Consider the following 16,505-nt stretch of genomic DNA (forward strand, 5'->3'; position numbering starts at 1 on the left):
GGAGAGGCATGACCTTCGACATCATCGGCCTGTGCCGCGACGAACCCGGCCCGGCCACCGTCCTCCCGGCTTTGGCGGCGGCGGGCGAGGAACTGCGGGCCGACTTCCGGGATGAGCCGCCGCTCATCCGGCTGCTCCACCCCGACGGCAGGCTCATGGCCACCGTCGAAAACGTCCACCTGGTCCGGGTCGACGGCGAAGCACGGCGGGTGCTCGGCATCGGCGACGACGTCGAGGTGCCGCATCCGGTGTGGTGGGTGGAAGTCCACGCTCCCGAGGGCGATCCTGAAGCGGAGACCGTCGCCAGAATGTTCACCACGGTGCTGGTCGCCGGGACCGGAGGGCTGTCATGGTCGAACCGCTGAGAGAAGCGCTGGTCTTCGAGCAGTTCCGCACCGTGGTCCCGGCCTCCCCCAGGCTGATCGACGCCGCTTGGGCGGCGGTCGAGTCCGGGCGGACGCTCCAGGTGGTCACCGCCGAAGACAGTGGAATCACCTATCCGCTCGAAAAGCTGCTCTCGGAGATCGGGGGCGAGTGGGTGGTGCGCGACGATCAGGGGAGGCATCGCAGAGTCACGCTCACCGGGAACGGCGGCCGGTTCGAGCGCGATGAGGACGCAGCGCCTTCCCCAGTCGGCGGCACTGGAAGCTCGGGAGAGCTGGAAGTCCAGATCACCGCCCTCCACCCGGCCGGTGAGCCGCTCCGGCTCGGCAAGATCGTCGAGGCCGCCATGGCGGTGCTCGCCGGCGCCGAGCCGGCCGGCTGGGGTGTCGCCGAGCCTGCGACCGAACCCTGGTCGGCGGCCGATCTCACCGCGTTCTGCCGGGGCCGCTCTCCTGAACCGACTGGGCTGGTCGTCGTGGGCCCCGGTATCGCCGGACGGCTGCGCGTGTCCACAGTGGATGGCGGTGTGCTCGAAGAGATCGAACTCGGCGGACCGGCGGCCGGTACGGTGCGGCAGGAGGCCGTCGAGACGCTGGCCGCGGCGCTTGCCCCGCTCGTCCGGCAGATGCTGGTCGCCGTCCACCCCGGCAGGTGGGACGGCCTGCGCTCCAGCTCGCCGACCATGCCCGCCGTGCCCTACGGAATCCTCATCGGACACGAAATCGGCGTCCGGAAGGTAGCTCTTCCGGACGCCGAAGTGAAGATGTACGGCGGCGAGGGATGGGAGGCAGCCTGGTTCCGGCTCGACTCCGGTCGTCGTTCCTCCTTCGAGGAACTCGACGAAATCCTTCGGCACTTCGGTGCCGCGGCGCAGGACAGCGCCTAGTTAGTTACGCGGGTATCGCCGGGCCCATTCCGCGGCATAGCGCCGGTCCTCCGAGGGGGGCTGCGCCGAGAAGTGCCAAAACGCGTCCCCGGCGACGGTTTCCACCAGGTCGGCCAGGTCGAGCCGGTCGAGCCAGCCGGACGGCAGGCCGGGGATCCCGACCCTCGCGCCGATCACCGCGCCGGCGATCGCCCCGGTGATCGAGCTACGCCCGGAATGGTCGACAGCGGCCTGCATGGCCCACTGGGGGTCGAAGAACCGGCGCGTCACCGCGATCATGGCCCGGCCGAGTGCGCCGACGGCGGTGTCTCCCCTGCCCGCGGCGTCGAGTTCTTCGGGATCGGTGCGGACCAGTTCCGTCCGCGCGCGCACCGCGTTGGCCAGCGCGTCCGTCACCGGGCCGCGGACGGAGCCCCTCTCGACGATCTCCCGGAGCACAGCGTGCGGCGGCGACTGTTCCCCGCGCCGGAACAACCGGCCGAACAACGCGGCGACCGCCCCGGCGGCTTCGGCGGTGGGGCCGTCGGCGCCTCCACCCGCCGCTAGCAGGCGGCCCACTCGCACCACGGTGTCCGCGTCGGATTCCGGCCCGCCACCGCAGAGCGCCGCGACCATTCCCGGCACGAGAAAAGCGACGTCGTCCCCGGTCGGCGGCGCGTCTTCTCCCGGAACGCACAGTTCGGGGACATGGGAGAGCCAGCCGTCGCGCTCTCCCCGCTGGGCGTCCAGCCGTCGCTGCTCGGACAGTGCGCTCAACGCCATCAGCCCGCCCGGGGCCGCCTCGCCGAACCGGGCTGGCAGCCCCCGCAACAAACCCTCGGTGTGGAACAGCAATCGCCGGGTCAGCGGGCCGATCGCCCCGGTCGGTTCGAGGACGCCGTCCTCGCCGAACCGCGCGCGGATCTCCGGCAGGCTCAGGGTGTCCACGGCCGAACCAAGCGACTCCCCGAGTGCGAATCCGGCGAACGCGCCCGCGACACGGTGCCAGGCGAATCCCGCGCCGTCGACGTCCTGGCGGAAGAACTTGCCGGAGGTCGCCGCGTGCGGCCGGATCCGCCCGGCCGCGTCGTATCCCGCGACCAGGCCGTTGGCCCGCAGGTCTGACGGCCACCGCTGACCGGAGACGTCGTCGTCCGGTGAGTCGACACCGGCGTGCGCCACCCGGTTGCGCTGTTCCCAGCCCCGGCCACGGACGAACCGCTTGCAGTCCTCAGTGGACAATTCGAACCCCGCGGCCCTGGCCTTGGCCGCCGCTTCCGGAAGCCCGGAGACGGGTTCGGCGAGCCCGAGTTCCACCCGGATCCCTTCCGCTGTCTCCGCCACTTCCCTGGAGTACTCGGGTGAAACCTCCACGACCCGGACGACCGCCCGGAAATTCGGCCACTGCTCACGGGTTCGCGTGAGTTCGCCTTCGGTCACCACGTCCGAAGGGAACGAGCCTGGATTGATCGACAACCCGGTTCCGGGGAACTCCACGGCGAACGACAGCACGTCCGTTCGCACCCATTTCGAGGTGCCGGGCGGCAGCCGCCTGCGCGAACTGAACATCGTCATCGTGCGCGGATTCTCTTGCCATAGTGGGGCAAGAGGCTGCTCGGTCCGGTGATCGACAGGGCAGTAGAGCTCCGCGGTCAGCAGACCGGCCAGGTAGCGCGGCCGGTCGAACCGCCCTGTCTCCAGGCAGCCGAGCAGGTGCTCCGCGGTGGTGTCCATGGCCGGATGACCGAGTCGTTCGGGACCGAGCCGGTAATGCGGGTTGACCCGGATCTCACCACCCCGGGGGCCGCGGTTGCGCCACGCCATGACGGCGCTGGCCGGGACCCCCAGATGGGCCACCCCGCTGCGCGCGAACTCGGGTTCCACGATCTCCTGCCAGTCCTCCTGACCGGCGACGGTGACCGCGATACTCGGCCCGGTGCCGTCGGGGCCGGGATCCGGATGGCGCAGGCTCCCGTCCTCGCGCACGATCAACGCGGGTTTGGGCACGAGGGCGGCGAGCCGCTCGCCGCCATCCAGCGCTCGAACCGCGTCGTAGGGCACGAACCAGCCCTCCGGGATCCGCACCAGGCTTTCGTGGTCGACCCGCACCGCGTGCTTCCCGCGGGTCAAATCGACCGGATTTCCCGCCCTCAGCCACTGTTCGACCCTGGCGATCGCCTCGGAAGCCCGCATGATCAGTCCTCCCGCCGTCTCCGTCACTTGAACTCCCTCACCAGTTTCCACTCGTGGTCCCAGATGCGGGCGGGCCACGTCTGCCCGGCGATCCTGCCCAGCCGCTGGCTCTCTTCCAGCCGTTCGCGTGCGGCTTCGGCCGCCTCTTCGCCGATGCCGGTCGCGACGAGCATCCGTACCAGCCAGGCCGGGTCGATCATCCGGACCGCCGCGAGCACTTCCGCGTCGAACGGTACGTCGAACCAGGCGGCAACGAAGCCGGACCTGATCCCGATCAGCGGGTCGGCGTAGTCCGGGAAGGACTGACCGTTGTCGATCACGATCGCTTCCCCGCCGGGGCCGGTCAAGCAGTCACTCGCGCTTCTGTCCAGGCTGGCCGCGACGTAGTCCAGGAACGCGATCAACTGTTGCTGTTCGCGCGGATAGGCCGCCACCTCCACCGCGGGACCGGCGTCTTCCCGCCACACCTGGGCGGAGCCGGGTCCCAGCGGCCCGTCGATGTACGCGGTCGGCGGGACGGCGTCCGAGCCGACGGCTCGCGCCAACCGGTACAGGGCGACCTCACGATATCCCTGCCCTGCCAAGGGAAGATGCCCTCCCAGCGCGCGGGTCTCGCCCGAGGCCGGTTTGTAGATCGTTCGCGGATGGTCGGCGTAGGTCAGGTGATAGGTGGCGTTGGCGCTCTGGCGGCCGTCGCCGAACTCGACGCAGTCCAGCGGTTCGGCCGCCACCACGGCGCCCTCGGCCGCGTCCCCGAAGGTTTCCGGCCCCGGCGGCGGAGGTGGGGGAAGGCCTCGCCTCGTCGCCTCGTCGAACAATTCGGCCTGCCGCCGCAGGATCGTCACCTCCAAGGCCTCCTGGTCACGGGACAGCGGCCGCGTCCGGTCTTCGTCCCGGCCGATCAGCGTGCCGACGGTTTCGTCGAGCACCCGCGCGGTCTCCAAGACCTCCTCGATGGCCTTGAGCCGCAACTGGAGTTCGGCCAGGTGGCCGCTCGGCATCCGCAGAACCAGCCGGAGATCGCGGTATCCGTCGTGGCGCGGCCGGACGAACCGGTCGTCGAGGCTCACGATCTCCATCGGTTCGGTACCCAGCCGCTCCCGGACGACGTCCAAGGCCTGATAAGCCCAGGAAACCTTGTCGAAGGCCACGAACGCGGTCGCGAGGTCGGGGGCCTCCGGCGCCTCGTCACGACGGACGGCGGTGCCACCGGCGGCTTTCGCCAGCCAGTCGGCGAAGTCGCCCAGCCGGTCGTGGTCTTCGGGCGACGCGGGGACGGACTGCACGGGCGGACTGTCCGGGAACGACACGATGCCTCCACGCACCGTCCGGACCGAGGTCCACTGCGCGTCGGTCAGGTCGATCGGACCGGGACGGGGTGCCAGCACGCTCTCCCTCAGGATCGCCTCGGCCCCGCGCCGCGCGACTTCGGCGACCGCCTCCGTGAGGATGGCGGCGCGACCGCGCGGCGGCAGTTCGGCGTCGGTGAAGGTCAGCAGGCCGATTCCGGTCACCCGCTTCGGCAAGCGCATCAGCCAGCCGTTGTGCGGCTCCAGGAAAACGACACCGTTCGCGTCCCGGCTCACCAGCGCCACATGGTCGCGGACCGATCCACCGCGTTCGGTGGAGGTCACGTGGATGACGGCCAGCGCCCCGACCGGCCGGTCCGTCATCGCGGCGACGACGCTGTCGAAACTCGTGCCATGACCGTGGTCCCAGGCCCCGCCGAGCCGATCGGAAATGTACTCCAGGCTGGACATCTCCAGCAGCCGGTCCAGCGGCACCGGCGGCGCCGTCACGTCCTCGCCGCGCAAACGCCGCACGTAGTAGACGACAGCACGGGTGCAGTTGGTCAGGTATCCGTCGTCGAGGGCGTCGGGTGCGTAGTAGTGAGGATTGGTCGCGGGAAGCTGGGGATGCCGCGCGCGCAGGTAGGACACGGCCGCCGCCCAACGGCCGATCACGGTCTTCGCGTGCATCGCCGGCAGCGCGTTCCGGGCCGTCGTCCGGAACAACGCGGAGTCCTGGTGCGGCACGGGTGCCGCCGGATTCCCGGTCTCCCGGTAGGCGGCGTGGCCCGTTTCCCGCGCGTGGACCGCTTCGACCTCGGCCGAGCCGAGCGACACGTCGTCCTTGCCGTTGTATCCCTGTTCCCTCCCCAAATCGAGAAGTGAGCGGAACTGGGCGGTTCCCTCCGGCGAAACCACGACGACCCGAGGCTCGGGCAGGGGTTCCGGCTCCGGGGATAGTCGCGGCTCCGGCAGGTGAAGATCTCCTCTCGGCGGCCGGGCGCCCTTCGGCACACCCACGGGGGGCAGGTCCGCATCGGTGAAGGGCAGCAGGTCGAGCTTGATCGGGTTCTCCGGCAGGCTCAGCAGCCAGCCGTCCTGCGGGTCGAGGAACACGATCCGGCCCTCGTCGTTGGCCACCAGCGCCACATGCCGCTTGATCTCGTTCTTCTCCCCGCGGTATTCCATGGCCAGCACGGCCATCGCGCCGGGGGGCCGGTCCATCATCGCGCCGATGACACTGTCGTAACTCGTACCGTGATCGTGCTCCCAGATCCCGCCGAGCCGCTCCGAGATGTACTCCAGAGTGCCCAGGACGACAGAGTCCTCGGGGCTGAGTGGCGGAGCCGTCACGTCCTCGCCGCGCAGCCTCCGCACGTAATAGACGACGTCGCGGGTGCAGTTGGTCCAGTAGCCGTCCAGGTACGCGTCGGGAGCGTGGTAGTTCGGGTTCGTGCGAGGTAATTCGGGGTGGTGTTCCCGGATGTACCGCGCGATGCCGTACTTTCCCGCGCTCGGGACACCGGCGTGGATCGCCGGCAGGGTGTGCAGTTCCGTGCTGCCGATCAACGGGTCGATATAGCGACCGTCCCCGGCACCGTAGGCCCGGCCGGCGTCGCCCGGACGTCCTCGCCCTTGTTCGGGCGAGCCCTGCCACCCTCCTTGGTGGTCGATCGAGTTCCTCCGGACCGGTGGATCGCGGTACTGGAGATGTCTGACGGCGGCTTCCTCGGCCCTCTTCGCCTCAGGGTCGTCGCCGGGACGGCGGGGAGCGTCCGGCGCCGGGTCCAGTTCCTTCGGCCACCCCGGCGAATTCAGCCAGTTGTAGTGGTCGATGGCGTTGGCCAGGTCGGCGTTCGCCTCCCAGACCGGTAGCCCCTTCCCCGTACGGAAATAGGCGTCGAGGTACCCGGCCGCCCGTTCGGCGAGAGCGACGAGTTTCTCGATCGCCACCCGTCGCTCGCCGAGCGTCCGGTGATCACCCCAGTCCCGGTTGGGCTCATCCGGATCGAGCCGGGCCGCCTCCGCGTCGAGGGAAGGCCTCAGCTCCCGAAGCGCGTCCTGATAGGCGCTCGCCCAGTCACCGTAGGGATACTCGTGCGCCTTGATCTTGATCGCGGTGAACTCCGGAACGACCGTCCTCGCCGGGACGGCCTGGCGCGCGACCGACCGGCCGGGCCGCTCCAGCTCGGCCGCCACCGTCGCGGCGGCCATGATCACCTGGGAGTCCGAGAAAGCCGACGCGGCGTTCTGTACCGCCGCGCGCTCGGCCGCCTTCCCCTGATTGGTCTCGGCGATGTTCTTGTCGCCGAGTTCCAACTCGTTCTTCCGGTGCCACCACTTGCGCCAGCCGATCAGTGGCCCGGACAAGCCCGCCGTCAGCGCGGCCATCGCCAGCGAATGGCTGACACCGAACAACTCCACGAACCCGGTGGTCACCCCGGCGCTGCCGACCGAAAGCCTCGTGTAGGTCTTCATGAACTCGGCACGTGGGGTGAACCCGGGCCGTGTCTCGGTGGCCGGCTCGCCGGGCACGACCGGGCGCACTGGCTCCGGCCGAGGTTGCCCGACGAAAGGAATCGCCTCACGCAGCCGTCGCCACAGGCTGGGCTTCGGAGGATTGACCAGCTTCTCGACGCGGTCGAGCAACTCCATTCGCTCCGCGAGCACGTCCCGCCTCATCAACCGGCGGATGTCCCGCTCGTCGAAGAACCTTCTGTCCACTGTGTACTCAAGTTCGCGCTGATCCAGCTGATTCAACTGCCAGATCGCGATCGGCAACATGAGCAGGCTCTTCCCGATCCCGTAAGCGGCCAGCGCCTGGAACAGCGTCAAGTCATAGGCCTGCGCGGAGTTCCGATGCAGGCTCTCCCCGTCCGCGTAGGCGGCCAACGCTTGGAACAGTGTCAGCTCCTGGGCCTGCGTCAACTCCGGGGCAGGCGGCGCCGAGTTCCGGTGCAGGCTCTTCCCGTCCCCGTAGGTGGCCAATACCTGGAACAGCGTCAACACCTGTACCGACGTCGGCTCCTGGGGCGACGTCAACTCCTGGGCCGGCGGCGCGGAGTTGTCGAAGGTGCCCGCCGCGGTCGGCCGCAGTCCTCGCCGCAGGATCTCGCTCACGTACTGGACGAAATCCGGCAGATTGGCCGCGAGGCTCAGCTCAGGCACGGACAGGTGGACATCGTCCGGATCGGGCACCTCGCTCGGTTCGGGTGGCCGCTCCAAACCGAGTCGCTGCCCCATGGCGGCATAGACAGCCGCCTCGACCTTGTCCAGTCCCCTGGCCCGCTTGTCGATCTCCTTGAGTTCCTCTCCCTTCTGGACCCGCGTGCGCGCGCGTTCGGCGAAGGGCAGCCAGACCGCGGCACCCGCCGCGTACACGAGGAGGCTGAGCCAGGACGCCAGCCCGATCCCGCTACCCCAGAGTTCGAAGGGAGCGGCGACCGCGGTCCCCGCCGCGAGCGACGCCAACGGCGGGACGCTGAACCGGGCACCGTGCTTGCCGAGAGGCTGGGCGAGATCGGGCCTCGGCCCCATCGTCTGCTCGCTCATCGGCTTGCCCTCCGGCGGACCGGGACCGTCTTCGGGTGCCCAGCCCAGGATCTCCAGCAACGAACGCACCCGCTTGGCTGGTGCCGCGGCGGCGTCGATCTCGCGCGCCCTGGCGTCGTATTTGCGCGCCTCGGCGATCTGCTCGTCCTTCTTGATCTCCCACTCGCGGGCGAGGAATCCGTTGTAGACGGCGTTGACCAGGCCGAAGACGCCCCAGGCGATCCCGCTGGCGGGCGAGCCCGACGCCGCGAAGACCGCCGCCGCGCTGCCGGAGGGCAGGAATCCGGTGATGAGACCAGTGGCGACATGGGTCCCGGTCAGCGGATAGTCGCTCCTCACCGTCGACGGGAGATGGCGCGTGACCACCGACCTGACGGGATCGTTCTCCAGCGCCGCCTGGCGGTACCCATTGTTCGCCTGGTTCGGATCGAGGCCGAGCTTCGCCAGCACTTCGCGGATTTCCTTGCGCAGGCGGATTCGCTTCGGCGGATTCCACCTGGCGCCATCGAGCGCGCGGTCCAGGACGGCGAGCTGGGCCAGATAACCCCGGTCCGCGGGGGTCGGTTCCGGTGTCGCGTCCAGATTCCCTTCCGGGCTCAGGAACCTCGCACCGGGGTCGGCGGCGCGGTCGCCCGTCAGGCTCCCGTACCCGGCGGCGAGACCGTGCACCACCACGCGGAGCGCGAGATCGGCGGGCATCCGGCTCGACGCCGTGATCCTGATGGTGCCCATCAGGTCGTTCCCCGAGTAGCGCAGGGGAATCGACCACTGGCCGGTCGCGTCACCGAGGTCGGCGGCACCGTCGAGGACGACGCTGAACCTGCGGCCGTCCGGATCCGCGAGCAGGACCGACCTGGGGTACTGGCCGACGATGGTCATTCCGGCGGCCTTCACCGCTTCAGGGAGCACACGCCACAACGCCTGCTCGGCCGCCGCGGGAATCGTCTTCCCGGTGACCGGCTTGCCCGCCTCGATGGGTACCGGAGCGTAGGTCGCAGGCGGTGGAGCCGGCGCGAGTGGCCGGGGTTCCGCCGCACCAGGGCCGAGGAAGCCGGTCAACAGGCGCGTGAGTTCCCGGCGCGTCTCCGGCGGGAAAGACGTCAGCATCGCGGGCAGTTCGGCGGCGGCCGGAGGTTTGTCGTGCCGTGCCACAGCCGCGGTCAAACCGGCCAGTGTCCCGACAGCGTTCAAACCGTCCACGCGGCCGATGTCGGTGAGCGCGCTCCGCTCGACATCGGTCAACACCGCCCAAACCGCTGTCGGCACGCCCGCCGACAGCGGGACGACCGAGTCGGTCAGTTGCCTGCCGAGCACGTCGACCCGCTCCGGGTATCCCAGCAGGTCCAAGATCTGTTCGAGGATCCCGCCTTCACTCGTGGTCAGGCCCGCGATCCGGTCGGCCAGCTCCCCGGTCGCCGCGGTGGCGCCGACGGCCGCGATCAACGTCGAGAACGCCTGCTGCACGGCACCCGGAAGCGCGTGCCAGACCAGGGTCCATTCGGCGGGCAGGCCGGTCGGCGGTGCGACCCGCGCCAGCCAGTGGGCGAGGGCCGCGCCGGCTTCCTCCGGAAAACCGTTCTTCCGTGCCAGCAACGTGGTGAAGTTCTTCAGCACGGGAAGTCCGCCCCTGGGGCCCACTTCGGCGGTGAGATCCGCCAGAGCCCGTTGTTCTTCGGCTCCCAATACCGTCCACAGTGGCTTCAGCTCGGCCGGCAGACCGGGCGGGGTCGACGGTTCCGCGACGGGTGCCCCGCGCCGCGGCGGATGCGGTGCCTGCCGTTGCGGGTGCCGCGGCCGCCGCCGGGGGTCCTGCTCGAAGGGAAGTCCGTGCCCACGACCGGGTCCGTCGATCATGGGGTCCGACCACGGCACGTGCACCGGACCGCCGTACCCTCCGACCGGCGGCGGCGGATACTTGGCCGTGAACGCCGCAGGATCGGCTTTGAACGCCTGGATCGCCGGGGTCAGGATCGGCGGATGCCCGTCGTCGGTGACGGCCTGGCGGATCTGGGCGATGTCGCTTTCGTGATCGAATCCGATGGCTCGCAGCTGCTCCAGCAAAGTCGCCCGGCGGGCTTCGGGAAGGCCACCGAACTCGAGATCGACGACGCGCTTCATCCAGTGGGAATCCCAGTCGCCCGAAGGAATCCTCAGGCCGACGGGAACGACCTCGCCACGAAGCTCCCGAGGAACGACAGAGGTTTCCGCGGCGGCGCGCAACGCCTCGACGGCCAGCAATTCGCCGCTTCGGCCCTGGAACTCGTGGGAGGCATGGAGCAGTGCATCGAGCCACGCCGCGGCGGCGTTTCCGGGCGGCACGGCGGGTTTCGGCTCTTGCAGCAGGTGGACGGCGAACTCGTGCAGCAGGGTGGTGAGGAACTCACCCATGCCGATCCGCGGCCGGACCAGGCCCAGCCCCAGCTCCGGGAGGGCGACCCCGTGACGCGGCAGTTCACCAGCCTCCGCCAGCGCGTCCAGGATCTCCGGTCGCCTCGGGTGCTTTTCGAGGGACTCCTTTTCCCACGGCACCACGTTGTCCAGCATGCGCTGCACGAAATCGGCTCCCGGCCTGCCGAAGATCGTTTCGAGCCAGTGCAGGACGATCGCACGGGTCACGGCGTCGAATCGGCCGCTCGCCGTCACCGACGGCTGCAGGAACCGCATGCGGTGCGGATCCAGGAGGTCGAAGCCGATGATCTCCACCCACGCGGGAACCGCGGAATCCGCGTGTTCCCTGGCGTACGCACGCAAAGACTCGCTGAAGGCGCGGAGCTCGTCCAGCAGGGGCCGCACCTCCCCCGTGCTTTCCGCAGCGGCGATCGCCTTCCGCACCTCGGCGGCCCGCGCGACGAAACCCGCCCACGATTCCGCCCGCCGCTGCGCTTCCTCGCTCGAAAGCAGGCCATCGGCGACCTCTCGGTCCAATCGGGCGACGGCCTTCGGGGCGGCCTCTTCGACCTGCCTCGGAAGCTCGTCCGGCGGATGTGAACCGGACCTTTTCGGCGCCACGAGATCCAGGTACCTGCCCGCGAGGAGGATCCGTTCCTCCATCGGGTACTTGTCGTTCGCGAGATCCGCGAGGATCGCGGGATAGTCGTCGGGGAACGAATTCCGGAGCCTCTCCAGGAGGTCGCCGAGCGCGCGGCGAAGAACCGGCAGCTCCGGAGACTGGACGTCCCGCGCCGCCAGCTTCGCGAGCTCGTCGGGGGTGAGATCCCGGCCGGGCTCCAGCCCGAGCGCCACCTTGTCGAGATGGGTCTCCCGTGCTTCGTCGACGGGCTCGGCCGGGGGTTCCGGATCGGAGGCCGCGCGTGGCGGTGCCGGGAACGGCCAGCGGGGGTCGGGCGCGGCGGACGGCGGACGGCCGCTCACGTCCGGATCCGGTGCGGACAATTCCGGCGGGACTTCGGGATCGCGGAGCTCGATCGGGACGTCGGTACGGATTTCCGGGCCAGGGCGTTCGCGTCCACCCGGCGTCAGCGGCCGGACAGGGACCGGTGGCCGGTCGCCGGGTTCCCCCGGCCGGTCGCCGACGAAACCGGGCAACGGCTGGATCTCCAACGGCCGCGCCGGGTCTTCCGGATCGGGGCGCGCGGGACCGAACGGGGTGAGCGGCCTGACCGGGGTCTCGGTTTCGGGCGGCGCGATCTCCGGAGACCGCTCGGGAGGCCGCACCGGTTCTTTCGGAGCGCCTGGTAGAGGGCCGGGTGCAGGTTCTGGCCGGACCGGGTTCGTGGACGGCGGCTCGGGAAAGCCGGGGCCTGGGGGCGCGGGCTCGCCGGGCACCCAGATCTCGGGGTCGCCGGGCACCGGCCCCACCGGCCTGCCGACGTCGGGAGTCACGGGTCGGCCGACCGCCGGGACCTCGGTCCAACCGGGTACCGGCGGCGCTCCTCGCTCCGGCTGCGAAGGGCGCACCGGACTTTCCCGCACCGGCTCGATGGTGCCGTCGGGATTTGTGATGATCGCCTTGTCCGGCAACGGGTGTGCCGTTCGCGGCTCGGTTACGGAAGAGGGCTGGGCGGCACGTCCGCGTTCCTCGTCGATGAGGTGGGCCAGCGCCTCCGCCGACCAAGGCGCGGGCAGGTCCGTATCGAACCGGCTCCTGTTGTCGTGCAAGAACTTCAGCGTGCCCGTCTTCAGCTCTTCCAGCGCGGCCCGCGCCTCGCGAAGGTGGGCGGTCAGCGTCCCCGGCCGGCCGCCATGGCTCGCGGGTATGGGCTCCACGTGCGGCGCGCCGCGCAGTTCGGCCGCCATCGTGACCAGCCGGTTCCGCGACTGCACGATCTCGTCGTGCACGGCTCTGGTCGGCGGCCCCACGTCGAGCTGTCCCACGGCCCGCTGGTCCAGCCACGCACCGAGCTGATCCGTCAAGGCCCGGAGGAAAGGGCCCGACGACGGGTCGATCCGCCCTGCCCGGAAGTCGTGCACCATCGATCCCAGGAGATCGAGCTTCTCCGCTGGGCTGACCTTCACTTCCCCCGTGTTCGAGGGCAAGCCGACCAGGGGCCGGTCCGGTTTGGTCTCTCCTCTCAGCCCTGGCGAATCCTGGAGCCCTCGTGCCGCGGGCGGGACGACGCCGTCGCCGACGGCGCGCGGCAAACCGTGGTCGGGACCGACGACACTCAGCCGGGGCACGCCCTCGGCTCGCGGGCCGTGGATCGGCGCGGGCCCCTTCTCCAGCAAACCGTTCAGTTCGGCTTTCAGGCCGTCCAGGTTGGGCCACAGCTCGTCGAACCGCTTCCGCAGCGACCCGGCTTCCGCGGGCTTCCCTTCGTTTCGAACCCAGTCCACGAGGGAATGCCGGCCGGTCTCGCGCGCGGCCTCCGTCAGCCCGCCACCCGACCACTCGTCCAGCAAACGCAAGGAATCCGACGCCGCTTTCGGCATCTCGCCCCATTTTTCCCTCAGCTCGCCGAAGCGGGGTTTCATCTCGTCCAACGTCGTCCGCGCGGACTCCCATCGAACGCGTTCGCCCTCACTGAGCGGGCGATGAGGAACGGCCTCTTCAGGCTTCACCTCGACGGCACGCGGAGCCTCGGCGGCGGCTATCTGTTCCTTGATGATCCGTTCAGCGGCCGCTCGCTCGAGCGCGTTGGCCTTGTTGACGGCATCCACGATTCCGAACGGATCCCGGACCTCCCGGGCCGGAGACAGCACCGGCGGCCCGCCGTCACGAGGCCGTCCGGCCGGTTCCGGAGTCGGCGCGTCGACGGATCTGTGCGCCGGGCTCCGTTCCGGTACGGCGCTTTCCCTCGGAGCGATCGGTCCCTCCGCCCGTGTCCCCGGAGGAGGTGCCTTCTCCAGTAATCCGTCGAGTTCGGCTTTGATCCCCTTCAGGTCGGACCACACCTCGTCGAACCGCTTGGCCGAGGATTCGACGCCGTGCGCGGACCGCGTTTCCCCTTTGACCCACTCGTCCAGTGACCGCCAGCCCGCGAGTCCTTCGGCCTCTTTGCCCGAGCCGCCGAACATCATGTCGTCCAGCAGCCGAACGGACTCCGAAGCCTCCTTCGGCAGCCCACCGTGCCTGTCCCGCAACTCGTCCAGGCGAGGGCGCACCTCGTCGAACCCGGCCGACACCTTCTCCCACCGGGCGCGTTCCGCCGCGTTGACCGGACGTACGGACACCGGCTCACCCGGATGCTTCAAAGCGGCTTCGATGTCCGCCTTCATCAGCCGCTCGGCCCTGGCCAGATCCAGCGCGCCCGCCTTGGCCGCGGGATCCGCCAACCCGGCCGGCTCCCGTGGCGGGGACAACACCGGCGGCCCGCCGCCACGAGGCTGCCCGGCAGGCTCGGCGGCGGTTCGGCTCGGCGGTTCGGAAGTCCTGGTTGACGGCCCCCGTTCCGGAGCGACGCTTTCCCTCGGCCCGATGGGTATCTCGGTCCGCGCGCCCGGTGCGGGGGCCTTCTCCAGCAACCCGTCCAGCTCCTTCTTGAGCCCCTCCAGGTCGCGCCACATCCCGTCGAAGCGGCGGCCCGACGACTCGGCACCGTGCACCGCCGCGGCCGGACCGGTTCCTTCCCTCATCCGCGCCCCGAGAGCGTCCCAGCCCGCCCTGTTCGCGGCCTCGGTGAGCCCGCCCATCAGCAGCTTGTCCATCAACTTGAGGGACTCCGAAGCCTCGCCCGGCAGGCCTCCTTGCCGCTCATGCAACTCGTCGAGCCGAGGGCGCACCTCGTCCAAGTGGGCCCAGGTCTGCTCCCAGCGAGCCCGTTCGGCGGCGCTGATCTCACGTGTGGGCGCCGGTTCGGTCGTCCGTCCGCCCGGCTTGTCGGCCTCACCGACACGCGACGCCTCGGCTGCTCGCTCCTCACGGGCCGCCGCGTCGATGAGTTCCCGCATGTTCCGCAGGTCCTGCCGTTGCTTCGCCGCTTCGGCCCACGGTTCGGCCTTGGCCGGTTTGTCCGCTCCGGGCGGCGGCCCCGGCGGAGGCGTGTCCCCACGATGCGGGGTCCTGCCCGCTCCGGCCTCCTTGCCGAACCAGGAATCGACGGCCCGCTGGGCGCCGGGACGGGCGGAATCCAGCAGATCCCGCTCCACCACCCGGTGCATCACCGGTTCCGATCCCCGCGTCGCGTTCATGACATCGGTGTGGCTGAACACCTCGCGCGACATCGGGGCCGGAGCGCCCTCGCCCCGGCCGTTCATGGACGGCGCCGTGCTTTCCGCGCCTCGCGGGCTGGGAGACACACCTTCGTTCTTCGCCGCGTCCGCGGCCGGCGCCCCGCGCTCCGGGGCGTGTTCGGGAACGGTGCCGCCCGGCGAGCGCTGGAACTCCTCCGGCACGTGGGACGCGGGCCGGCTTCCCTGTACCTCCCTCGATGGCGTGTCCACCTCGGGCGGTTTCCGGGTCGCCGCCTCGGAAGGATGCTGGACCGGCTGTTCCGGCCGGTGCACAGGAGAGCCTTCCCGGTCCGGAACGGTCGGAGTCCGCTCGCCACCGGGGTGCTGGTTCCCAGGGCCGTCCGGTCCTCGCCCGTGTGGTTCCACGGGGGTTCCGCCCGGCGGACCAGCGGGTTGTTTGGGGCCGGGCGGCGGGTTCCCGCCCGGATCGCCGGCCGGGCGCGTCCCGGCCGGCCCCGGGTCCTCCGGCCTCGGTGCGGGCGAGGATTCCTTGACGTGGGGGGCACCGGGCGCGCCATCGTCTCCCCGGCGGGAATTCCGGTAACCGTCGACGACATCGGCCGCCTTGCCCAGACCGTATTTCGCCACCCCGGTGAGGTTGGCCTCGCGGACCACGTCACCGACCTTGTGGAGCCCCTTGGGGAATCCGGTGAGGTCGGCCGCCTTCGCCCCTTTCCCCAATGCGCGTGCGCCGCGAGTGATCCCGGCGCCGACGCCACGGGTTCCGAGCAGACCGACGACGTTGCCGGTGGTGTAACCCAGGGCGTGCTTCCAGTCGGTTTTCCACTCGTCGTAGGCGATGAAGTTCTTGCCGAATTCCGTGAGCGTGTCACCGAGCACGCCCTTGAACAGCTTGTCGTCGACGAACTCGCCCAGCTTCGGGTCGAGGCCGTACAGCACCGCGCCGCCGACCAGCATGCCGAGGTTTCCCCATGCCTGCTGGGCGGTGTAGAGGGAAAAACCGCCTTCGCCGAAACCGGCCAGCCCGGCGAGCGCTTCGAGTTGGACCACCGCCGAGTCCCAGAGGCCGCCGAAAAACCCGTCGTGCGGTGTCGTGTCCACCTCCCCCTGCGGATTCAGCATGTTGTGCGCGGTCTCGCGGATCATGTCGGCGAGGTCCTTGGCCACCCCCTCCGCCAGCTTCCGCCGGTAGTAACTCCTCACTCCCGGCAGATTGCAGCCCAGCGCGATGTAGATCAGGTGGTTGCGGTCGTAGGTGTCGTGGATCTTGTTCTTGATGTCGACGAGAAGGTTCGCGTAGGACTCGTACGCACCGCCGATCGAATCCAGGCCGGTGGCGATCTGAATGATGCCGTTCTCGCCGTTGTTGTTGTTCTGGACGAGGTCGCGCATGCTCGCGCCGCCCCTGTCGCGCCACGCGGTGCTGTGCAGCCGGGTCACGATGTCGTTCGTGGCCGTCACGGCCTGCCGCACGTGGTTCGCGCCCGATTTGAACGCCTCGGCCTTCTCGTGCGCGTGGACCGCGCTGTCCGGCGGGTAGTAGAAGTCCGCGGACTCGCCGCCTTCGGAAAGGATCAAGTTCCAGAAATCGCCCGACGGCGGGCCTTTGTCCTCCATGACCGCGAGCGCCG

Annotated in this window: 4 protein-coding genes; 2 read left to right on the forward strand and 2 right to left on the reverse strand. The window is 70.1% G+C overall.

The genetic code is table 11. The features are described 5' to 3' along the window. Positions 1-8 precede the first annotated feature (8 nt). Entirely contained in the window at positions 9-365 is a 357-nt protein-coding gene (locus tag AC0685_RS13565) for a hypothetical protein (RefSeq protein WP_478225779.1), read from the forward strand. Beyond that, positions 350-1,270 (forward strand): DUF6177 family protein, encoded by a 921-nt coding sequence (locus tag AC0685_RS13570; RefSeq protein ID WP_478225780.1) that lies wholly within the window; start codon positions 350-352, stop codon positions 1,268-1,270. The genes AC0685_RS13565 and AC0685_RS13570 overlap by 16 nt, the downstream gene beginning before the upstream one ends. Here AC0685_RS13570 and AC0685_RS13575 read toward each other — a convergent pair whose 3' ends face one another. Then, positions 1,271-3,469 carry a YrhB domain-containing protein gene (locus AC0685_RS13575; RefSeq protein WP_478225781.1) on the reverse strand — a complete coding sequence of 733 codons (2,199 nt, stop codon included), beginning with the start codon at positions 3,467-3,469 and terminating at the stop codon, positions 1,271-1,273. It lies immediately after the preceding gene. Then, on the reverse strand, positions 3,466-16,491 hold the full coding sequence (locus AC0685_RS13580; protein ID WP_478225782.1) for a toxin glutamine deamidase domain-containing protein: 13,026 nt from the start codon (positions 16,489-16,491) through the stop codon (positions 3,466-3,468). Before AC0685_RS13580 ends, AC0685_RS13575 begins: the two co-directional genes overlap by 4 nt. Positions 16,492-16,505: the final 14 nt, after the last annotated feature.

It is taken from the genome of Amycolatopsis sp. NPDC043889 (assembly GCF_056435645.1).